Below are 20709 nucleotides of genomic sequence, written 5' to 3' on the forward strand. Positions count from 1 at the left end.
ACGGCGCGGATTGCCTTGACAAAGGCGCGCCCGGCTATCGACAATCGCCAGACTTTGCGCAGACCATGGGGTTAGCGCCGTAGCGAGAGAGAGTGAAAAATGGATTTCGATGGCGTCAAAGAGCTGGTCCAGGCCGACATGCTGGCAGTCAACCGCGTCATCCAAGAACAGCTACAATCCGGTGTTCCCACCATCCCCGCCATGGGCGCGTATTTGATCAATGCTGGAGGCAAGCGCCTGCGCCCGATCATCCTTTTGTTGGCCGCGCGCCTGGGCGGGAATCGTAGTGCGCGGCCCATTCCTTTGGCGGCGGTGGTGGAGTTCATTCACACCGCGACGCTGCTGCACGATGACGTGGTCGACGGTTCGGAACTGCGGCGCAGCAACGCTACTGCCAATCAGCTCTGGGGCAATGCTGCGGCGATCCTGGTTGGTGATTTTCTCTATGCCCGCTCCTTCGAGATGATGGTAAAAGACGGTGACATGCGCGTCATGGCGACCATGGCCGAGGCCACCAGTGTTATTGCCCAGGGCGAGGTGGCACAACTCGAAAATGCCAACGATGCCGACCTCGACCCAGAAAATTACTACGCCGTGATCGCCGCCAAGACCGCCAAGCTCTTCGAAGCGGCGACCCGCCTTGCCGCTATCGTCAACCAGATGAGCCCAGATCAGGAACATTCGCTTGCCGAATATGGGCGTTTGCTCGGCACCGCCTTCCAGCTCATGGATGACGCCCTCGATTACGAGGCAGCGGCCGAGCGTATGGGCAAAAATCGTGGTGATGACCTGGCGGATGGCAAGGCAACGCTGCCTTTCATCCACGCGATGCGGCATGCGACCCCTGCGGAACAGATCGTTTTGCGTGCGGCGCTGGCAGACGAAACCCGGCAGCATCTCCCCCAGGTTCTCGAAATCATTGCCAAGACCGACGCCATTGCATACACTTTGCGCTCTGCTGAAGAGATAGCACTGCAAGCGCGTTCCTATCTGCAAGGTTTTGCCGACTGTGCCGAGAGAAATGCATTGTTGTTTTTGGCGGATTTTGCGGTCCATCGTGACCACTAACGTATCGGGGCGTGGCTCAGCCTGGTAGAGCGCCGCCTTCGGGAGGCGGATGTCGGAGGTTCGAATCCTCTCGCCCCGACCAACAACAGCGCCTGCTAGCAAAGCGGGCGTTTTTTCTATAAGGGAGGCCGTTGATCGGATGTGGAAATTTCTCATCCTGATCGCTGTTGCTGTGTACGCCGCTTGGCACTGGCGACAGGTAAGGCAACGTAATGCGCAGCGAAGACAGCCCCCTTTGCAAGAGCTGCGGCAGTGTTCCCGCTGTGCGCGCTACTGCGCACCGAAAGACATCAACTCCTGTAACGATCCTCAGTGCCCGCGTCAGCCATGAACGAAGACACCAGTTCGCGTTTTCGTAAACTTCCGGGGTGGCGCGCCGGACTCCTGATTTTGCTTATCCTTGTCGGCCTTGCTCTGGTCCTGGGGCGCGACGCCGAGTTACAGTTCTTGCAACAGCATTTGCTGCGCGGGCAGGGCGATATGCGCTACCTGCAAGAGCGCCCGCTACCGGCGCAGCGTGGAATTATCTATGCGGCCAATGGCCAGGCCCTCGCGGTCAACGTGCCCGCCGTCACTATCTGGGCCGATCCGCGGATCTTTCAACGCTATCAAAAAGAATGGCCGGCGGTGGCTCAGGCCCTCGGCATTTCTGAGTCGAGTTTGCAGCATCGTGTACATGGCGGCGGCGCGCAATTTGTCTATTTGCTGCGCCAGGTACATCCGCAGTTGGGGCAGGCCCTGGAAAAACTCCACGTGCCCGGCATCTATATAGAAAAGACCAGCCGCAGTTACTATCCTTTGGGGCCTGTCACTACGCCGCTCCTCGGTCTTGTGCATCTTGATCACCATGGCGCTGCTGGCCTGGAACGAGGCTTCGACACTTGGTTGCAGGGCAAGCCCGGGCGCGAAAAAGTGCTAGTAGATGGCAAGGGCGACGTCTTACGCGTGTTGCAGATGCAGCCAGCGCAGAATGGCCATGACCTGCATTTGACCATCCAGCCGCAAATCCAGTACTGGGCCTACATGACTCTGCAGGCTGCACAACGGCATTTTGGCGCCGAAAACGGCTCGGCGGTGGTGATCAATGTGCATACCGGCCAGATCCTCGCTATGGTTAGTGTGCCTTCGTGCAATCCGAATACCCAAAATGGCTGCACCAGTCCCAACGATTACGTTAATAACGCCGTGCATCAGGCCTTCGAGCCCGGCTCGGTGATGAAACCATTCGTGGTGGCTGCAGCTCTTGGCACGGGAAGTATTCAGCCAGACCAGAGTTTTAATGTTTCGCACTGTCTGCCGATTGGTGGGTTTTGTCTTCGCGATGATGTCGTCCACCAGGAGCTCAATGTCGCGCATATCCTCAAGTATTCCAGTGATATCGGCGCGGCCAAAATTGCCCTGCGTACGGCACCGGACGCCATCTATGACATGTATCAAAAGGCCGGCTTCGGGCGTGATCCTGAGCTCGGCTTCGATGGGGGTACCAGTGGTGTCTTGCCGCCACCAAATACCTGGGACAAGGCGCGCCATGCTACCATCGCCCTGGGTTATGGGGTATCGGTAACCACCTTGCAACTAGCCGAAGGCTATGCCGCCATTGCCAATGGTGGAGTGCATGTGCAGCCGACCCTGATTGCCGGGCAACCCGGGCGTAGTGATCGCATTATGTCGACTGGAATCTCCACGCATCTACGCCGCTGGTTGGAAGGCGTCTGTTCCGCGAATGGCACTGGCATTCTCGCTGCCATTCCTGGCTACGCCGTGGCAGGCAAGACCGGTACCGCCAATCTCGCCAACGGTAAGGATGGTTTCCAGAAAAACAAGACCAACGCTACCTTCGTCGGTTTTGCGCCGGGTTTTGCGCCCGATCTGGTGATGGCGGTATCCTTGCGCGGCAGCACGCGCTACTGGAACTTTGGCGGGGTAGAGTCGGCGCCGGTGTTTCGCGTGACCATGCACCATGCACTACAGCAGCTGGGGATCGCCCCGCGCTGGTGTGGTAATCATCCTTGCGCCTCGGCGAGTAATCAGGTCACCCAGGCGCAGGCGGAAATCTGGGCGGAAGGAGGTGGGCAATGAGATTGGCAATGGATGCAGCGGATCGCTGGGTGGCGGGGGTTTTGGCCGCTGGCGTGGGCATTATCCTACTCGCGATCCTACTCGTCGCACTGTTTACGCGTCTGCCCGTTTCGCATTTATATGTTGATGCCAGCGGAGCGCGCTTACTGCGCCAAGCGGGTATCTCTGCGCAGACCGCCCCGGATTGGCCGGGTGCTTATCGGGTGAACGCAGAGGCAAGCAATGCCGCGTTCACTTCCACGGCTAAATTGTTTCTTTCTTCCAACAAAACGGTGAACTTGCCGCGTAGGGATGTGCTGTTATGGGTCTACCGCGGCTAGTTCCTTACCTGCGCGGCTTACTGGGGGTCGTTGCTGTCCTCGTCGCGGTATTGTTGGGACTGCTAGTCGATGTATTGCTGTTAGTCCCCGGTCTACTGCTGGCCTACGTCATCACTGGTACGGCATGGCAGTGGAGTGGCTGGGTACCGAGCCCGGTACAAATCCCTACCCCGTGGGTAGCTATGGGGCTGGCGTTGCTGGCCAGTTTGGTTCCAGCGCTAGTCGATTATCTTGCTCTGCGCGTACTGCGGCTGCCCTGATCACTCAGCACTACTAAGTCCCGCATCCTTCGCCTCCAACTCCTCCCAGCGCATATAGGCGGCCTCCAGGTCGGCGCTGATCCGTGCCGCCTGCTCCTGTAAGGACATGGCCTTTTCCGCGTTCTGATAGGTTTCTGCTTGGCCCAAGGCTTCCGCCAGCACGGCCTGTTCGACTTCGAGCGCTTCAATGTATGCCGGAAACATGTCCAGCTCCTTGCGTTCGCGCATGCTGAGGGCTTTGGGTCGCCGTGCCGTCTTATTGCGCTGCGGGAGGTCTTTGCTTTTCCCTTTTAAGCCTGTCGTTGCAACCTGCTGCGCCGCCTGCCAGGCGAGGAACTCCTGATGCCCACCGGCGGTGTTTAACCAGTTCCCATCGCCCAGGCTGATGATGCTCTGCGTCACTACATGGTCGAGAAAGTCGCGATCATGGGAGACGAGCAGAACGGTGCCCGGAAAGGCGAGCAGACGATCTTCCAGGACCTCTAGGCTTTCCAGATCAAGGTCGTTGGTGGGTTCATCGAGGACCAGGATATTAGCGGGTTTGGCAAAAAGACGGGCGAGGAGCAGGCGCGCCCGTTCGCCACCGGACAGCCCCTTCACCAAGCCGCGCGCACGGTCTGGCGCGAAGAGAAAGTCCTGCAAATAGCCAAGTACATGGCGGCGCTCGCCATCGACGTCGATAAAGTCGTTGCCATCGGCGATGACGTCGACTACGCGCATCTCCGGATCGAGCTGCTCGCGCAACTGATCAAAATAGGCGATGGATTGGCGAGTACCGCGGCGGATGCTTCCTGCATCCGGTTCCAGCTCGCCCAGCAGCAGACGGAGGAGCGTCGTTTTGCCGGCACCATTTGGGCCGATGATGCCAACCCGATCACCACGTTCGATGCGAGTAGAGAAGCCGTGCAAAATTTGTTGCTCACCCAGGCGCAGATGCACATTGTCCAACTCGGCAATGAGATTGCCCGAACGCTCGGATTGCTGGATGCGGATCTGTGCCTCACCCACCCGTCCACTGCGGCTCTTGCGCTCCTCGCGCAGTTGTTCGAGTCGGCGCAGGCGGCCCTGATTGCGTTTGGCACGCGCCTTGACACCTTGGCGCAGCCAGGCTTCTTCCGTTGCCAGTTGTTGTTCGAGACGGTCGAGGTCGGCCGCCTCGGCATTCAACAATTCCTCTTTGCGTTTTTGGTAGGCAGAAAAATGCCCAGGAAAACTGCGTAACTGACCGCGATCAAGTTCGACGATGCGGGTACACAAGGATTCGAGAAAGCGCCGGTCGTGGGTCACGAAAAAGAGCGTGCCGCGATAACGGAGCAGGGTCTTTTCCAGGGCCTCGATACCCGCCAGATCCATGTGGTTAGTGGGTTCATCGAGAAAAAGCAGCTCTGCCCCGTGAATCAGGGTGCTGGCAATGGCCAGACGTTTTTTCTGCCCCCCCGACAGTCCGGCAATCTGGCGCTCACGTGGAATATCCAGACTTTCACAGAGGGCCTCCGCGCGTGCGGGCAGGGTCCAACGCTCTGGCGAGTCGTCGTGCAGGACTTCGGCACTGGCACTGTCCTGCGGACTGGCCAGCAAATAGTCGAAAACGATCTGCTCGGCCGGAAGCTCTGGCTCCTGGGTCAGAAAGGCGCGACGCAGGGCCGGGTCAATCCACAGCTCTCCACCATCCAGGGGATACTGACCGGCGAGTGCCGCAAGCAGGGTGGATTTGCCCTCGCCATTGCGGCCAATCAGGCCGATGCGCTCGCCGGCTTCGGCGCGTAAGTCGGCGTGATCGAGTAATACTCTGCCGCCCCACTCGATGAGACCCTCGCGTAACTCTAAAACCGGCAAGATCCCGCCCTCCCTCTCACAATCCTGGTTGGCAAGCTTAGGGGAGGGCGGTAGGGCCCGGCAAGGGCTTTGCTGGGCTCAATTCACCAGGCGCAGGGTCAGTGGGTAGCGATAGGCCTCACCGCTGCTGGTTTTCACCGCGGCCAGTATGCAGAAAACCAGATTCACGACGAGGAGAATCGGGAATATGACGAAACCGATCAGTAAGGAGCTGAGAATGGTGGCGACCACATAGCCAATCAGCATGGTGATCTGAAAATTCAGGGCCTCTTTCAGTTGCCCCAGCAGCCAGGCGTTTGCTTCTTCTTTTTTGAGCAGGTAGACGATGAGTGATGGCAAGAAACCGAAGAGGATGCCACCCGCGTGCACGAGCGTGGCAATATTACGATCTTCCTTGGGACTTTCCGGTGCTATAACTGTAGATTCAGGCATGTGACGTTCCCTTTATGTAATCCTGTAAAATTATAGGGTTAGCAGAACTTCTTGTCTATCTTTTGTTGGCAGGCTTCTTTGTGATTGGCAGAGGGGCTATCATCCAGAAATGGTCAGCAAGATTTTCAGCCCCGCACAAATCGCCTATCTGCAAGCCCTCGAGATTGCAGTTCCAGCAGGCATCGAAACACTAGAAATGCGGGAAGAAAATCCCGATGACGTCAGTAACGTCAAAGCAATCCCCCGCCCAAGCCCATCTGTGGTGGCCGCAGAAGAAATTCCCGAACTCTCTGCGGAAGAACCCCTGGCCGATGAAAGTCCCATACCGGTGCATTCGGCAGAAGAGAAAAAATCAGCACAGTCAGTTGCGCCCACCACCCCAATAACAAATGAGCGAATCGAGCGCATTACCCGCATGGACTGGTCCCTGCTAGAGACGAGCATCCATGCCTGTCGTGCCTGCAGTTTAGGGGAAACGCGCAAAAACGCCGTCGTCGGCGCCGGCACGCGCCCTAGCCCCTGGCTCTTTGTTGGCGAGGCGCCGGGTGCAGAAGAGGACCGCCGTGGCGAGGCCTTCGTCGGCCGTGGCGGGCAATTGCTCGATGCTATGCTGGGAGCGATGGGGCTGAGCCGGAACGAGCAGGTCTACATTGCCAACGTGCTCAAGTGCCGGCCACCACAGAATCGCGACCCGCTCGGGCCCGAGGTGCGCTCTTGCCTGCCATTTTTGCAGCGCCAGATTGCCTTGCTGCAGCCGCGCATTATCGTTGCCATGGGGCGATTCGCTGCCCAGAGTCTGTTGCAGAGCACGGAACCCTTGGCCAACTTGCGCGGCGCCTTGCAACATTATGGCGAGATTCCGTTGATTGTGACTTATCATCCTGCCTATCTGTTGCGCAATCCCATCGAAAAACGCAAGGTCTGGGAGGACCTCAAATTGGCGTTGCAAACTTACGCAGACTTGCCACAAGGTAGTGACGCCAGTGCCTCTGCTACGGAGTAACGTGCCCGCCACGCAAGCTCCCTCTCTGCGCGACTACAGTCCACCACCAAAGGGTACTGTAGACCCAGAAGCCAGCCAGGATCTCCCAAGCGACGGGTAAAAGGACGCAAACGCTGGTGTAGCCAGTGGAGTTGGCGTGGGCTAATGGGTGCTGGCAGGCGGCGTGGAATTTGCGACCAAGCGATGGGGTTGGGCGCGGCAATATTAAAGGCCCCGACCGCCCCTTGTTCCCAGGCCGTCAGGACTGCCGTCGCCGCATCGTCTTCGTGCAGGCACTGAATGGGCAGGTTGCTGTCAGGAAGACGCAGACCGATCGGCGAACAGGCGATGGCGTTGACCAGAGGCTGGGCATGCTGGCCGACAATAGCGTGCAGGCGTAACCGGCTCAGTCGCATCTGTGCATGGCGCGCGCTGTGTTCCTGCATTAGCCGTTCTACTGCCGCTTTGTCTTCTGCGTAGGCGAAGCCCGGGGGTGGGCGCAGTAGCTGGTCCTCTGTGATTCTTACCGGGTTATCGGGCCAGGCACCATAAACCGCCACACTACTGCTATATACGAAGCGTTCCACGCCTGCCGACGTAGCGGCCTGCAACAGACGCAGCGTGCCGCGGCGATTGATCTCAGCCATTTCGGCCCGCCAGCGATGCTGTGGACCCAGGCGCGGGCTGAGCACGACAAAGGCAAGATGGATGACACTGTCTACCTCTGTAAGGAGGGCGTGCCAATCCGCGTTGCGCAGATCGCCTTGTATCCAGCGCAGGCGAGGATGCTGCAGACTGCCGGGCAGGCGATCAAAGGCGATGACATCGGGCTGGCTTGAATGCTCCAGGAGGCGTGGAAGCAAGACACTCGCGGTATGCCCCGCAGCCCCGGTGAGCAGGATGCGGCTCATGCCGCGTTGGCGCTATCGTCGCTGAAGGAGGGCAAGACCTCTTTGGCCAAGAGTTCCAAAGAACGCCGCGTGACATCAGCTGGCACCATGCCGGCACCCAGCGCCAAAAGCAGACGATCTACCCCGGCACGAGCGTAGCGAGCGAGTCCTTTCCGGCATTGTTCGGGATTCCCCACCACCACCATACCCATGGTCTCCAGCAGGCGCAGGCTCAAGCCCTTGCGCAAGAGCGGCTCGAGAAAGGCCAGGCGGTGATAGTATTCATAGCTTTCCCGCAATTGCGCTAATACCGGCCGTGTTTGATCGAGCAGGCGCTGGTAATACCAGGTAAAACCTTCGGCCAGCTGCCGCGCCTCGGTGGCGTCTTCCAGGCACAGGCAACCAATGGTCATGGCAAAGCGCGGGTTGAAGCCCGGCGTATTGGCGTGCGGGCTATCGGGAACCGCGCGGCGATAGGCCTTGAGATCTTGCTTGATCATGAACCACGGCTTGAACGGGCCACTCAACACACCGATGCCTTCTTGTGCCGCCCAGCGGAAAGTTTGCGGGCTGACGGCGGCAACCCAGAGCGGCGGGTGCGGTTGCTGCACTGGCTTGGGCAGGATGTCGATCTCATCGAGCTGGTACAGCTTGCCTTGATGCTGCACCGGACCTCCGCCAGCGGCACGCAAAATCGCTAGGCCCTCCTGCAGATGGGCGCGACTGTCGCCCATCTCCGCGCCAAAGATCGCATATTCTCGGGGTGAGAAGCCGCGCCCAATCCCCACATCCAGACGACCATTGCTGAGCAGATCCAGAACGGCAACGCGCTCGGCAACCCGTACCACATGATTGTAGGGTAGGGCGATGACGGCATGGCCCAGGCGCAAGCGCTGGGTACGTTGACTGGCGGCAGCGAGAAAGATCTCGGGGGCGCTGGAATGCGAATATTCGCGCATGAAGTGGTGCTCGACCAACCACGCGCCGTGGAAGCCGAGTTTGTCGGCTAGAGCGAGTTCCTCCAAGGTTTCGTGATAGACTTGTGTCTCGCTACGCGAAAGATGGGCGGGTACCGCCAGTTCGTAGAAGAGATCCACCTGCATGATTCGGGAGACTCCATGTCAACACATACGCCACGACAGATTGCCGAGCGTCTGGAAATCGCCATCCTAACATCAGAGCAGATGCGCCTGCACTGGGTCGACGACAAAGATCAGACCCATTATATGACCGTTGTTCTACCCTTGGCTCTGGAGGAGGGAGATGCTGCCGATTATCTGCATTGCCGCGTCCTCGAAGACAATCTCGAGATTCGTGTGCGCGTTGACCTCATCCAAAACCTGCCAGCTCCGGTAAAGTAGCCCTAAACGAAGTCGGGACGCTCTTCCTCCCAATCCGATTCCCGAAACAGGGTCTGCCGATAGTAGCGCAACTCTTCGATGGACTCGCGGATGTCGCTCAAGGCCTCATGACGCTCGGATTTCTGGAAGCGAGGAAGTTTGCGATACCAACGTGCGCTCAACTCCTTCAAAGTCGAGACATCAATCAAACGGTAGTGAAAAAAGCGTTCCAAGCGCGGCATGTGCTGTGCCAAAAAACGACGGTCTTGGCAGACGCTGTTGCCACAGAGCGGCGAACTGCCAGGAGTGACATGCGCATTCAGAAAATCCAGGGTTTGCGTCTCGACGGCAGCGAGGTCCAAGCGGCTGGCGCGCACCCGATTGATCAGGCCGGACGCCCCGTGGGTACGCTGATTCCAGTCGTCCATGGCACGCAACACGTCTTCTTCGTGGTGTACTGCGAGTACGGGACCCTCGCAAATGACACGGAGCTGATTGTCGGTAACAATAGTGGCGATTTCGAGGATATGATCCTGTTGGGGATGGAGACCCGTCATCTCCAGGTCGATCCAGACTAGGCGCTGACTCTTCGGGTCCATCGGCTCTCCTCATGGCTACCTGAGCATGGTAGCATGGCAACGCCCGGATAAAAAAAGACGGGCGAGGTGCCCGTCTAATAGCCGCAAAACAACCGCTACAAACTTGTTGGCTGGCAGGTCTTGGCCTGTTTGCCGGTAATCATACGCTCCATCTCGATCGAGGCTTGGGTAGATCGCCTTCCTTAAGATCTAGAATGCCTAGGTAATGTTTCGAGAATATTTCCGGGTGTAGGGTGTGGTTTTCCGCGAGACAGCGGCTGAGCTTGGGATAAAAAAAGACGGGCGAGGTGCCCGTCTAATAGCCGCAAAACAACCGCCTGAACTACAAACGCGATGGGCGTCTGCATTCAACGGTGTAGATTCTGCAGGTAAATTGTTTCAGAATTATTTCCTGATCTCTTGCGGGGAGCGATTTATGGCGGTAGTCCTAATCGTCGACGATGACTTACGCCTGGCGCAAATGCTGAAAGGCTTCTTGGAGAAAGAAGGCTTTGCTGTGCTGTTGGCGGGCAATGGCAAGGAGATGTGGCAGCAACTCGGCGACGGCTCGGTGGATGTGATTGTCCTCGACTGGATGCTCCCCGGCGGCAAAGACGGAATAGCCTTGATCAAAGAGCTGCGCGCCAAGAATGCCCCGCCAGCGCTGATGCTCTCGGCGCGAGGTGATGACGACGACCGTATCATTGGCTTGGAAAGTGGCGTCGATGACTACTTGGCCAAACCTTTCAATGCCCGCGAATTGTTGGCGCGCTTGCGCGCGTTGCTGCGTCGGCACGGGCGTGACGAGCAAAGCTCGAGCGTCACGTTCGGTCGCTTTCGCCTTGATCTCGCCATGCGGCGCCTCTATGCCGGCGACGAAGAGTTAGATCTGACCCCCGCCGAAATTGAACTGCTAACAGTTTTTGCGCAGCGGCCAAGGCGTATTCTCAGTCGTGATCTTTTGTTGCAGGTGCTAGGCGGCGAGGAGGATGGCCGTTTTGATCGCAGTATCGATGTACGGGTGACCCGGCTGCGCAAGATTATCGAAGATAACCCCAAGCAGCCGCGCTTTTTGCTTACCGAACGCGGGGTTGGTTACCGTTTTGAGCCGGGTCAGATATCATCTTAGTTCAGCCCTATTTCCTTGCTGTTAACCAACACAGAGCAATAATTCAGGAATCCGCCGTTACCGTTTTGTGAAGTCGTGCTCTCTTCCTGTCCGCCCTCACAGAATTGAGCTATCCTACTGTTGTGACTCATTTCTGTGGAGGGTTCTAGTCATGCGATACTGGAAACCTGTTCTCGCGATGTTCTTACCTCTCACCCTTTCTGCCTGTGCCACGATGTCGCCGGTAGCTGGCAACTTTCCTCCCATCACCCCGCACCAGGCCCAGACAGGGGCCGAAAACGGCAAGCTGGTGCGCTGGGGGGGAGAACTGATCCAGACCGAGCCCGAGGCGCAACAGACCTGCTTTACCATGCTGGGCTTTCCCCTGAATCGTGATGGTCGCCCGATGCTTGGCCGGGAGGCCGCCGACGTCGGTCGCTTCATTGCCTGTGCGCCCGGATTCTACGACCCGACGCTTTATGCGGCGGGGCGAGAGATGACCTTCATTGGGACTGTGCAAGGCATCGTGAGCAAAAAAGTGGGCGGCTTCGTCTATCCCTATCCGCGTCTCAGTGCCAGCCGCGTGTATTTGTGGCCGCTACCGGAGCCGGAACCGCGGGTGAGCACCGTGATCGTGGGTGGCGCCTGGGGTTGGGGTTGGCCGGGCTATTATGGCTCCTTTGGTCCAGGTTTTGGCTGGGCGTATCCCTGGTAGCGTAGAGCGTGTCCTGCGCGCGTCCGCGTGCTAGACTTTTTCCTTTGTCGGCGGTTCGCAAATGATTCGAAGTATGACGGGTTACGCCCGGGTTACGGGGAGCGAGGCAGAAGACGGGAGATCTTGGGAGATCCGCGCGGTCAACCATCGGTTTTTGGAAGTTGTCTTGCACATCCCAGACAGTCTCTTGGCAATCGAGAATGAGCTGCGTCGGCGGGTCGGCCAGATCGTTAAGCGGGGAAGAGTGGAACTCTGGTTGCGCCAGCGTCCCCAGGAAGATGAGAGCAGCATTCGTATCAATCCCCTTCTATTGGATGATTTGCGCGGAGCGGTGGCGGAAGCTGCCGAGCTATGGGATGGCCCGCTTCCGGCACCCGATCCTCTCGAATTATTGCGTTGGCCAGGGGTTCTCCAGGGAAGTGTGCGAGAACTGCAACCAGAACCGTTTCTCGCACTTCTCGATGTCGCGCTACAAGAGCTGCAGGATTCGCGCGGCCGCGAGGGCGCAGCACTGGCAGATATTCTCGGGCAGAAACTGCAGGCGATGGAAGAAATATTGCAGACCCTGCGCGCGCAGCTGCCAGCTATTGAGGCCAGGTTGGCAGAACGCTTGGCGCGACGATTAGGGGATTTGCAACAACAAGTGGAGCCGGGTCGCTGGGAACAGGAACTGGTGTTCTATCTACACCGGCAGGATGTGGCAGAGGAAATGGAGCGACTTAGTACGCATCTTGCAGAAATACGGCAAGTGCTGCAGCGTGACGAAGCGATTGGGCGACGCCTGGACTTCCTGGTGCAGGAATGCAATCGAGAGGCCAATACCCTGGGCTCCAAGGCAGGAGATCAACAGGTCAGCCAAGCGGCCATTGAGCTCAAGGTGCTGATTGAGCAGCTACGCGAACAAATCCAGAATGTGGAGTAGACATGAGTGATCGAGCCCATCATGCGGGTATTCTATGGATTGTGTCGGCGCCGAGTGGGGCGGGCAAAACGAGTCTTTCCCGCGCCCTCGTGCAGGAAGCCGCTGCTCTGCGCACTTCGGTGTCTTACACCACGCGTGCGCCTCGACCTGGGGAAGTGGACGGCCAAGATTATCACTTTATATCGGTTGCGCAATTTGCCGCAATGGCGGAGCGAGGCGAGTTTTTAGAGCATGCCCTGGTGCATGGCAATCGCTATGGTACGGGCGAGTCCTGGGTGAAAAAACAGTTGTTTGCCGGTACCGACTGCCTCTTGGAAATTGATTGGCAGGGGGCACGCCTGGTACGTGAACGTTTACCGGAGCACATTGTTAGCGTCTTCATTCTCCCTCCTTCCCTGGCGGCGCTTGCCGAACGTTTGTGCGGCCGGGGGCAGGACAGCGACGAGGTGATTGCTGGAAGACTGGCGGCAGCGCGGGAAGAACTGCTACATTATGATGAGTTCGACTACTTGGTAGTGAATGAGGATTTTCAGCGCGCCTTAGAGGATTTGCGCTCCATTGTGCGTGCCGAGCATCTGCGGCGTAGTCGCCAGCAGCATAGCGAGCACGCGCGTCTGCGCGATCTCTTGGCGTGATTTGTTTTACAGAGAGGAAATGCCGTTATGGCCCGTATTACCGTAGAAGATTGTTTGTCGAAGGTTGATAACCGTTTTGAGCTGACCCTGGTGGCAGCGAGGCGGGCCCGCCAGTTGGCGAGTGGCGCGCAGCCATCGCTCCCGGCGGGGCGGCACAAAGATACCGTAGTGGCGCTGCGCGAAATTGCGGCTGGTGCGGTAACGCGCGCCATCCTTGATGAACCAGCACCGCCGCCCTTGGCCAGCTTCCCTGGTGCCTCGCGGCGCGAACCTGCAGGTGCCGAGGATGTCGGCAGCGACTGAGCTCAGTAGCCCGGCGGACTCCGTTTTTCTTATGGAGGCCGCTGAGGTTTTGCAACTTTCGCCGGTATCACCGTCCCTCGACGACCCCTGCGCGCCGTTGCGCCTTTTGCTGCAGCATTATTTGCCGCCAGAAGATGTGCAGAAGGCGCGGGATGCCTACGAGTTGGCAGCTGCTGCGCATCGGGAGCAAAAGCGCCGCAGTGGTGAGCCTTACATACATCACCCGGTTGCCGTTGCCTGTATTCTCGCTGAGCTGCAATTAGACGTAGCCACTATTCAAGCGGCCCTGCTGCATGATGTGATCGAAGACTGTGGCATCAGCAAGGATGAGCTGACGGAAAGGTTTGGCGCCGAAGTCACCGAGATGGTGGATGGTGTTAGCAAGCTTGGTCAGGTGCGTTTCGAGACTCGGGAAGAGGCGCAGGCGGAAAACTTCCGCAAGATGTTTTTGGCGATGTCGCGCGATATTCGCGTGGTGCTGATCAAACTTGCCGACCGTCTGCACAATATGCGTACGATGGGCGTGATGGCCGCGGAAAAGCGCCGACGTATCTCGCGTGAGACTCTCGATATTTATGCGCCGATTGCCCAGCGTCTGGGTATTCATGCAGTGCGTATCGAGCTGGAAGAGTTGGCATTTTCGCACCTCTATCCTAAGCGCTGGCATGCACTGAACCAAGCCATAAAATCGGCCCGCGGCAATCGCAAGGAGGGCGTGCAAAAAATTGGGCAGCTGATTGCCGAACGCCTGCGGCAGGAGGCGATTCATGCCCAAGTGAGCGGGCGCGAGAAAAATGTCTACAGTATTTACCGCAAGATGCAGCGTAAGGGTTTGCCCTTTTCCGCCATCCACGATCTGCACGCTTTTCGTATTATTGTTGATGATGTCGATACCTGTTATCGGGTCCTTGGTATTGTACACAGTCTGTTTCGCCCCATTCCCGGACGTTTCAAGGACTACATCGCCATCCCGAAATCCAATGGCTATCAGTCTCTACATACCATCCTGCTCGGGCCTTTTGGTCATCCCGTAGAGATTCAGATTCGTACTGAGGATATGCATCGTGTGGCGGAAGCCGGGGTGGCGGCGCATTGGCTTTATAAAAGTGGCATTCAGAGGGCGCATGCTGAGGCGCAGGCGCGAGCGTGGATTCAGCGCCTCTTGGAGTTGCAGGCGCAGGGTGGAGATTCCCAAGAGTTCCTCGAAAGCCTCAAGATGGATCTCTTCCCCGATGAGGTCTATGTTTTTACGCCCAAGGGGAAAATTCTTGGTTTGCCGCGTGGCGCAACAGCTATTGATTTCGCCTACGCCGTGCACAGCGATATTGGCAACCGGGCAGTAGCGGCCAAAATCAATGAGATCTATGTGCCACTGCGTAGTATCCTCGACAATGGTGACAAGGTGGAGGTCATCACCGCCGAGTCGGCGCATCCCCAGGCAGGCTGGCTGGAGGTGGTGGTTACCGCCAAGGCGCGCGCGAACATTCGCTCTTATCTCAAGACCATTCAACGCGGGGACGCGGAACAACTTGGACACAATCTGCTGGACAAGGCCTTGCGCAGTCTTGGAACTGCTATTGAGGCGCTGGGGGAAGAAGATTTCCAACGCGTCTACCCGACTTTCCAGGTACAGGACCGCAGCGCCCTGTTGGTGGCGATTGGCATTGGTCAGGTGATTCCTTTAGTGGTGGCGCAGAAGTTGGTGCCCGAAGAAGAGCGCGGACGTCTGGCGCAGACCGCAAGGCGTCTGGGGCAGGCGGTCAGTTCTTTGCTTCCTGGGCGGCCCGGGCGCGACGGCGAACATAACCAGCCGCTGCTGATCCGCGGTACCGAAGGGATGCCGGTAACCCTTGCGCGTTGTTGCCGTCCCATCCCCGGCGACCCGATTCTCGGCTTCATTACGGCGGGTAAGGGCATCGTCGTGCACACCCACGATTGCCACAATATTCGTGAATGGCGTAAGCGTCGCGACCGCTGGGTCGACGTGCAATGGGATCCCCAGGTACATGCCGAATTCCCTGTCCTGGTGCGGGTAGTGGCGGAGAGTGGGCGCGGTGTTCTGGCCCGGGTGGCAACCCATATTGCGCAAGCTGATGCCAATATTGATCATGTTGATATTGAGCCCCAGGATGGCCTGTACACCGGGATTACCTTTACCATTACTGTCCGTGACCGCGATCACCTAGCCCAGGTGGTACGGAATTTGCGCTCCCTGCCGTCGGTATCGCGGGTACAGCGTGTGAAAGGGTAAATTGTCAGGAGATTCCTATGCCCAAACCAGTCCACAGTGCAGACGCCCCAAAGGCCATTGGTGCGTACAGTCAGGCTATGATCCATGGAGATCTTTTGTACCTGTCCGGGCAAATCCCCATCCACCCGGGCACGGGGGAATTGGTGCAAGGAGACTTTGCGGCGCAGATGCAGCAGGTGCTGGATAATCTGCAGGCAGTCTGCGTGGCGGCCGGCACGGACCTGCGTCGGGCCGTGAAACTGCAAGTATATCTCAGTGACATGAGTAACTTTGCGACGGTTAACACCCTCATGGAAAAGTTTTTTACGCCACCCTACCCGGCGCGGGCGGCATTGCAGGTAGCCGCCTTGCCGCGCGGTGCTGCGGTGGAGATTGATGGCATTGTGGCCCTTGCCGAGGCAGGACATGTTGCCGATTGATTTGCAGCAGCCGATGCGCGTTCTGCTGCAGCAGTATCCAGAACTGCGCAGTCTGCTGGAAGAGCGTGGCATCCACTGCAACGAGTGTTTTATTGCCGACCGCGAAACCCTTGCTGGCGTAGCTGCTATGCATCACATTGATTTGCAGTCGTTGCTCGCGGACTGGGAAACGCGTCGCAGTAACAGCCCCAGTCACTAAAGTGTATGGCCGGGGGTAAAGCGGCGACGAGGCTTTGGCCGCAGGATTCCTTGACGGCTCTGCCTGGTATCGGGCCAGCGCTTGCCGAGCGGATGGCGAACCTGGGGCTGGAGCGAATCGAGGACCTGCTTTTTCATCTTCCCCTGCGCTTTCAGGATCGTCGGCGCATGTTGCCGATCACAGTATTGCGTCCGGGTATGGAGTGCGCAGTGCTCGGTGAGATTGTGGATTTGCAGCGGCAGCAGGGTCGACGGGAACAATGGCTGCTACGTCTGCGGGACGGGGGCCCGAGCACGCTCACCTTGCGCTTTTTTCATCTGAGTCCTGCCCTGCGTCAACAGTGGCATAGCGGTCGGCGGCTCTGGTGTTTTGGCGAACTGCGTTCTGGACTGCATGGGTTGGAGATGGTGCATCCGGAGTGGCAAATTGCCGATCGAGCGGATTTTCATCCTCCCGAGCATCTTACGCCTTTTTATCCGAGCACCCAGGGTATCCACCAGCAGCAGTGGCGGCGCTTTATTGCTGCGGCATTAGCATTATTGCCAACACTCGCAGACCCAATACGGGACCTTCTTCCCGGGTGGCCGACGCTAGCAGATAGCATCTGCTATCTGCATCGGGGGGCTGAGCGAGCGCCAACGCCGTGTGACCGCGAGTGGCAGCGCCTCGCGTTGGAAGAACTCCTGGCGCATCACTTGGCCCTGCGCCGGGAGCGCGAGCGCGAAACTACACAGCAGATTGTGGCGTGCGCCGCTGACGCGCGCCTGTGGCAGCAATTGCGTGCAGGGCTTCCGTTTTTCCCTACCGCAGCGCAGGATAAAGTAATTGCCGAGGCAGTGGCAGACCTGACTGGCAGCCGACCTATGCGGCGCCTCGTGCAAGGCGACGTCGGCTCCGGCAAGACCCTGGTTGCGACTGCGGTCCTATTGCACGCGGTGGCTGCGGGAATGCAGGTGGCGGTAATGGCGCCGACCGAGATCCTCGCAGTACAGTTATATGAACGTCTCCAGTCCTGGCTTGCGCATCTGAATGTGTCCGTGGGGCTGTTGTTGGGTAGCCAAGGATTGCGCCAAAGGCGCGCCGCTATGACAGATTTGCAAGAAGGAAAATTATCGGTTGTTTGCGGTACGCAGGCGTTGTTCCAGGAGAACGTGGAGTTTTCTCGGCTTGGGCTGGTCATTATCGATGAGCAGCACCGCTTTGGCGTTGATCAGCGTCGGCGTCTTTTGGAAAAGGGCAACATGCCACATCTGTTGGTCATGACTGCGACTCCTATTCCGCGCACCCTGGCGATGACCCTGCATGCCGATCTCGATCTTTCCACCATCGATGCCCTGCCTCCGGGCAGACAACCTATTGATACTTTGGTGTTGGCCGATGATCGGCGGGAGGATCTCATCCAACGTCTGCATCACCTGCTCGCCGCAGGCCGTCAGGTCTACTGGGTCTGCCCGTTGATCGAGGAATCGGAACTGCTGCAGTTGCAGGCCGCCGAGACTAGCTATGCGGATTTGCAAATAGCTCTGCCGGATACAGCAATTGGCTTGATGCACGGGCGCCAGCGGAGCGAAGAGAAGGCGCAGATCATGGAGGCATTTCGCGGCGGCGAGCTACGCATCTTGGTGGCCACGACGGTGATCGAAGTGGGTGTAGACGTGCCCAATGCCTCGGTAATGGTGGTTGAACATGCCGAGCGCTTGGGATTGGCACAACTGCATCAATTGCGGGGGCGGGTGGGACGTGGCGCGCAAGCCAGCATTTGTATCCTGATGTACCACGCGCCTCTCTCGGCCAAGGCGCGCGAACGGTTGCGCATCATGCGCGAATCGCAGGACGGTTTCGTCATTGCGCGCAAGGATTTAGAGATGCGTGGACCGGGGGAATTTCTTGGGGTGCGCCAGAGTGGCGAACGACAATTGCGTATCGCTGATTTGTTTCGTGATGAAGAACTCCTTGATCTGCTTCCCCAGCTTGCCGAACGCTTGGAGTATGACTACCCAGAGGCCGTTGACCTGCTCATTCGCCGCTGGTTGGGGAGCGCAACTGCTTACGCTGGAGTAGGGTAAAAGAAACTAATAAATCATAGACATTCGGTGATATCTTAGGGTACTCTACAAGAAATTCTATATTAGCGCGAGGAAGCACGCGTGGGACGTTGGTACCATTGGTCTCTGGCAATTGTAGGCATGGGTTTTTTGGGCGGCTGCACTTCGCAATTGCCGCCGAGCCAGGTCCACTCTGTGGCCTACTACGCGGCGAGGATCCCGCCGCCGCCCGTAAGCCCTACGATTCCCGCCGCTCCCACGCAATCCGTCGCGCCGCAAAATGTCACATTGCACATTGTCGTCAACACCGAACAGCGCAAATTGTATCTTTACCGTGGTCCCACGCTGCTTGCCACGTATCCGGTGGCTATCGGCTTTGGCGGTTCGGCTCCCCGCCGCATCCGTGGGGATGATAAAACACCCGTTGGGCATTATCATATTGGCTATGTGCGCTGGGGAACCCAGTATGGGCCCTTTATGCTCCTTACCTACCCCAATCGACGCGATGCAGAGTGGGGTTTGCGTGAGGGGGTCATCACGCAGAGTCAGTATCAAGCGATTGTGTACGCCATCGATAATGGGCAAGTGCCGCCGCAGAATACTCCTTTAGGTGGCTATATTGGCATCCACGGCATGGGGCCTGGTTTTTCCTATAGCCGCTCTGCGACAGTCTTCCCTGGTCGCTGGACCGCTGGCTGTGTCGCCCTGTCCAATCATGATGCGCAAAATCTCGCTGGCATAGTGGAACCCGGTACCCCAGTAGAGATTGTCGGTAAAGTGGGGAGTTACGGTCAGCAGATTGGTGAAAGTAGGCGTTTGGCTTTTCAGTACCGCCATGTAGCGGATAGTGGCCTAGGCCCTAGTACATCTACAGATAGGGACGTTGTCCAAAAACCCCAGACAGAGTGATGTGTTAGACCTCACTACGAACAGGTATTTCTGCAAACCAGCAAATGCGGTTTCGGCCTGCTGTTTTCGCTTTATATAGGGCGTCGTCGGCGCGAGACAAGATGTTCGAGCTTGATGTGTCTCGTGCTTCCATCGTGGTTGCGCCAATGCTGACGGTGACATAGGTGATGGTTTGCGCATTAACGTGTACGGGGTGACTGCCTACTTTTTGTAGAATACGGTTGGCCAATAATGTCGTATTCGCAACAGAAGAGTCCTCACAAACCAATAAAAATTCCTCTCCTCCGAGGCGACCAAAGTGATCAGTGCTGCGTAGCTCACTTTGGACAAGTTGAGAGAATTCCCGTAGAACTTGATCTCCTGCCAAATGACCATGTTGGTCATTGATTTTTTTAAAATGATCCAGATCCAAGATGCATACCATGGTCTCGCGCCCGTGGCGTTGATAGCGCGAGAGCCTCTTCTCCAGTTCCTCTAAGCTATAGCGGCGGTTGGCAATTCCCGTGAGTTCGTCCCTGCTGGCGAGTTGCTCCAGTTTTCGCTCTAACACGCGTCGCTGGGTAATGTCACGCCAGATGCCTTCTACACCGGCATACTGACCCATTTCATCGAGCAGGATTGTGCTGCTGATGGAGATATCGATGACCCTCCCATCACGACATTGCATTTGCCCCGGAAAATCGCGCACATAGCCTTGCGTTTTTATGGTTTCCACAAGTGCTTTACGATCTTCCTCGCAGGGATAAAACACGGCTGCTGGCAGGCCAATGATCTCATTTGGCTGATAGCCGAGAATATTGAGAACCGACGGACTGACATACCGCGTAATACCCTCGGCATCGGTGCGGTAAAAGACGTCTTGCATGGTGTTCATCAGATGCTGAAACTGTTCATCACTCTTGCGTAACCGCTCTTCCATGGCACAACGCTCGGTCATGTCGAGAAATGTGGCAATCAGACCAATGCGACTGTTCACCAGAAAAGTTTGACTCGTCAGGGCGATAACTCGGACATGATGCCGGCAGGTATAAATGCGAAACTCAGTGGGTGGATTGAGGACATTATCCGTTTCTGCTCGGCGGATGCGGGCGACGACTCGCTCTTGATCGAGGGGGTAGATAAATTCATGTACGGAATGTCCAAGGACTTGATCAGTGTTGTCGGCCTCAAAAATTTTGCGTGCAACGGCGTTGGCATAGAGAATTGTATCAGATTCGAAGACAACGACTGCTGTTGGAAGAAAGTCAAACGCCGCACATTCTTCGATAGTGAGCGATGAAATCCGCACCGGGGTGATCTCGTCTCCCATGCCCCTTCCCCGCCTCCCTGGTGTGTAGTCTGGTTGACTGTTCGCCCGACATCCTTGTGAGGATTATCGTGATTCTCATTCCTGATAGTCAACCGCCAAGCGAGAATTC

At 57.6% G+C, this 20709-nt stretch carries 22 protein-coding genes and 1 tRNA gene; 17 read left to right on the forward strand and 6 right to left on the reverse strand.

The genetic code is table 11. The features are described from left to right. The first annotated feature begins 99 nt into the window (after positions 1-99). The 5 genes from AB4090_RS03920 to AB4090_RS03940 all read left to right on the forward strand — a co-directional run bounded on the left by AB4090_RS03920 (position 100) and on the right by AB4090_RS03940 (position 3727). Positions 100-1068, forward strand: coding sequence for a polyprenyl synthetase family protein (locus AB4090_RS03920; protein WP_369572555.1), 969 nt, complete (start codon positions 100-102; stop codon positions 1066-1068). A gap of 5 nt (positions 1069-1073) precedes the next feature. Further along, positions 1074-1150, forward strand: a tRNA-Pro gene (locus AB4090_RS03925). Between the two features lie 245 nt (positions 1151-1395). Continuing rightward, positions 1396-3147, forward strand: a complete 1752-nt coding sequence (locus AB4090_RS03930) for a peptidoglycan D,D-transpeptidase FtsI family protein (RefSeq protein WP_369572556.1) — start codon at positions 1396-1398, stop codon at positions 3145-3147. Further along, complete coding sequence (locus tag AB4090_RS03935) at positions 3144-3467, forward strand: hypothetical protein (RefSeq protein ID WP_369572557.1); 324 nt, start codon at positions 3144-3146, stop codon at positions 3465-3467. Before AB4090_RS03930 ends, AB4090_RS03935 begins: the two co-directional genes overlap by 4 nt. Further along, positions 3449-3727: a hypothetical protein gene (locus tag AB4090_RS03940; protein WP_369572558.1), complete on the forward strand. Its 279-nt coding sequence runs from the start codon at positions 3449-3451 to the stop codon at positions 3725-3727. Before AB4090_RS03935 ends, AB4090_RS03940 begins: the two co-directional genes overlap by 19 nt. Here AB4090_RS03940 and AB4090_RS03945 read toward each other — a convergent pair whose 3' ends face one another. Next, positions 3728-5563: an ABC-F family ATP-binding cassette domain-containing protein gene (locus AB4090_RS03945; RefSeq protein ID WP_369572559.1), complete on the reverse strand. Its 1836-nt coding sequence runs from the start codon at positions 5561-5563 to the stop codon at positions 3728-3730. Positions 5564-5641: 78 nt separating this feature from the next. Then, positions 5642-5995, reverse strand: coding sequence for a DUF4870 domain-containing protein (locus tag AB4090_RS03950; RefSeq protein WP_369572560.1), 354 nt, complete (start codon positions 5993-5995; stop codon positions 5642-5644). 109 nt (positions 5996-6104) lie between these two features. Here AB4090_RS03950 and AB4090_RS03955 point away from each other — a divergent pair, with 109 nt between their 5' ends. Next, positions 6105-6998 carry a uracil-DNA glycosylase gene (locus AB4090_RS03955; RefSeq protein WP_369572561.1) on the forward strand — a complete coding sequence of 298 codons (894 nt, stop codon included), beginning with the start codon at positions 6105-6107 and terminating at the stop codon, positions 6996-6998. On the opposite strand, the gene AB4090_RS03960 is transcribed toward AB4090_RS03955, so the two are convergent. After that, positions 6947-7888, reverse strand: coding sequence for an NAD-dependent epimerase/dehydratase family protein (locus tag AB4090_RS03960; protein ID WP_369572562.1), 942 nt, complete (start codon positions 7886-7888; stop codon positions 6947-6949). The two genes, AB4090_RS03955 and AB4090_RS03960, sit on opposite strands and share 52 nt — an antisense overlap. Beyond that, on the reverse strand, positions 7885-8970 hold the full coding sequence (locus AB4090_RS03965) for an LLM class flavin-dependent oxidoreductase (RefSeq protein WP_369572563.1): 1086 nt from the start codon (positions 8968-8970) through the stop codon (positions 7885-7887). The genes AB4090_RS03960 and AB4090_RS03965 overlap by 4 nt, the downstream gene beginning before the upstream one ends. Before the next feature lie 15 nt (positions 8971-8985). Between AB4090_RS03965 and AB4090_RS03970 the strand changes: the two genes are divergently transcribed. Further along, the gene (locus tag AB4090_RS03970) at positions 8986-9228 is read left to right on the forward strand and encodes a hypothetical protein (protein WP_369572564.1); all 243 of its coding nucleotides are present in this window, start codon (positions 8986-8988) and stop codon (positions 9226-9228) included. Positions 9229-9230: 2 nt separating this feature from the next. Here AB4090_RS03970 and orn read toward each other — a convergent pair whose 3' ends face one another. Next, positions 9231-9806, reverse strand: a complete 576-nt coding sequence (gene orn, locus AB4090_RS03975; protein ID WP_369572565.1) for an oligoribonuclease — start codon at positions 9804-9806, stop codon at positions 9231-9233. 415 nt (positions 9807-10221) lie between these two features. On the opposite strand from orn, the gene AB4090_RS03980 reads away from it, so the two are divergent. The 10 genes from AB4090_RS03980 to AB4090_RS04025 all read left to right on the forward strand — a co-directional run bounded on the left by AB4090_RS03980 (position 10222) and on the right by AB4090_RS04025 (position 19291). Then, positions 10222-10914 carry a response regulator gene (locus AB4090_RS03980; RefSeq protein ID WP_369572566.1) on the forward strand — a complete coding sequence of 231 codons (693 nt, stop codon included), beginning with the start codon at positions 10222-10224 and terminating at the stop codon, positions 10912-10914. Between the two features lie 151 nt (positions 10915-11065). Continuing rightward, positions 11066-11608, forward strand: coding sequence for a Slp family lipoprotein (locus AB4090_RS03985; RefSeq protein WP_369572567.1), 543 nt, complete (start codon positions 11066-11068; stop codon positions 11606-11608). A gap of 73 nt (positions 11609-11681) precedes the next feature. Next, positions 11682-12530, forward strand: a complete 849-nt coding sequence (locus AB4090_RS03990; protein ID WP_369572568.1) for a YicC/YloC family endoribonuclease — start codon at positions 11682-11684, stop codon at positions 12528-12530. Between the two features lie 2 nt (positions 12531-12532). Continuing rightward, a complete protein-coding gene (gene gmk, locus AB4090_RS03995) occupies positions 12533-13165 on the forward strand; it encodes a guanylate kinase (protein WP_369572569.1) in 633 nt (210 codons plus the stop codon). A gap of 27 nt (positions 13166-13192) precedes the next feature. Then, positions 13193-13468: a DNA-directed RNA polymerase subunit omega gene (rpoZ, locus tag AB4090_RS04000; RefSeq protein WP_369572570.1), complete on the forward strand. Its 276-nt coding sequence runs from the start codon at positions 13193-13195 to the stop codon at positions 13466-13468. Next, positions 13452-15719, forward strand: coding sequence for a bifunctional (p)ppGpp synthetase/guanosine-3',5'-bis(diphosphate) 3'-pyrophosphohydrolase (locus AB4090_RS04005; protein ID WP_369572571.1), 2268 nt, complete (start codon positions 13452-13454; stop codon positions 15717-15719). The genes rpoZ and AB4090_RS04005 overlap by 17 nt, the downstream gene beginning before the upstream one ends. A 17-nt stretch (positions 15720-15736) precedes the next feature. Next, on the forward strand, positions 15737-16138 hold the full coding sequence (locus AB4090_RS04010) for a RidA family protein (RefSeq protein ID WP_369572572.1): 402 nt from the start codon (positions 15737-15739) through the stop codon (positions 16136-16138). After that, positions 16125-16337: a DUF1858 domain-containing protein gene (locus tag AB4090_RS04015; protein ID WP_369572573.1), complete on the forward strand. Its 213-nt coding sequence runs from the start codon at positions 16125-16127 to the stop codon at positions 16335-16337. Before AB4090_RS04010 ends, AB4090_RS04015 begins: the two co-directional genes overlap by 14 nt. 5 nt (positions 16338-16342) lie before the next feature. Then, entirely contained in the window at positions 16343-18403 is a 2061-nt protein-coding gene (recG, locus tag AB4090_RS04020) for an ATP-dependent DNA helicase RecG (protein ID WP_369572574.1), read from the forward strand. Between the two features lie 81 nt (positions 18404-18484). Further along, entirely contained in the window at positions 18485-19291 is an 807-nt protein-coding gene (locus AB4090_RS04025; RefSeq protein ID WP_369572575.1) for a murein L,D-transpeptidase family protein, read from the forward strand. A 4-nt stretch (positions 19292-19295) separates the two neighbouring features. On the opposite strand, the gene AB4090_RS04030 is transcribed toward AB4090_RS04025, so the two are convergent. Next, positions 19296-20600 carry a diguanylate cyclase gene (locus AB4090_RS04030; protein ID WP_369572576.1) on the reverse strand — a complete coding sequence of 435 codons (1305 nt, stop codon included), beginning with the start codon at positions 20598-20600 and terminating at the stop codon, positions 19296-19298. Positions 20601-20709 lie beyond the last annotated feature (109 nt).

The sequence above is a fragment of the Acidithiobacillus sp. IBUN Pt1247-S3 genome (assembly GCF_041146875.1).
Classification (GTDB): Bacteria; Pseudomonadota; Gammaproteobacteria; order Acidithiobacillales; family Acidithiobacillaceae; genus Igneacidithiobacillus.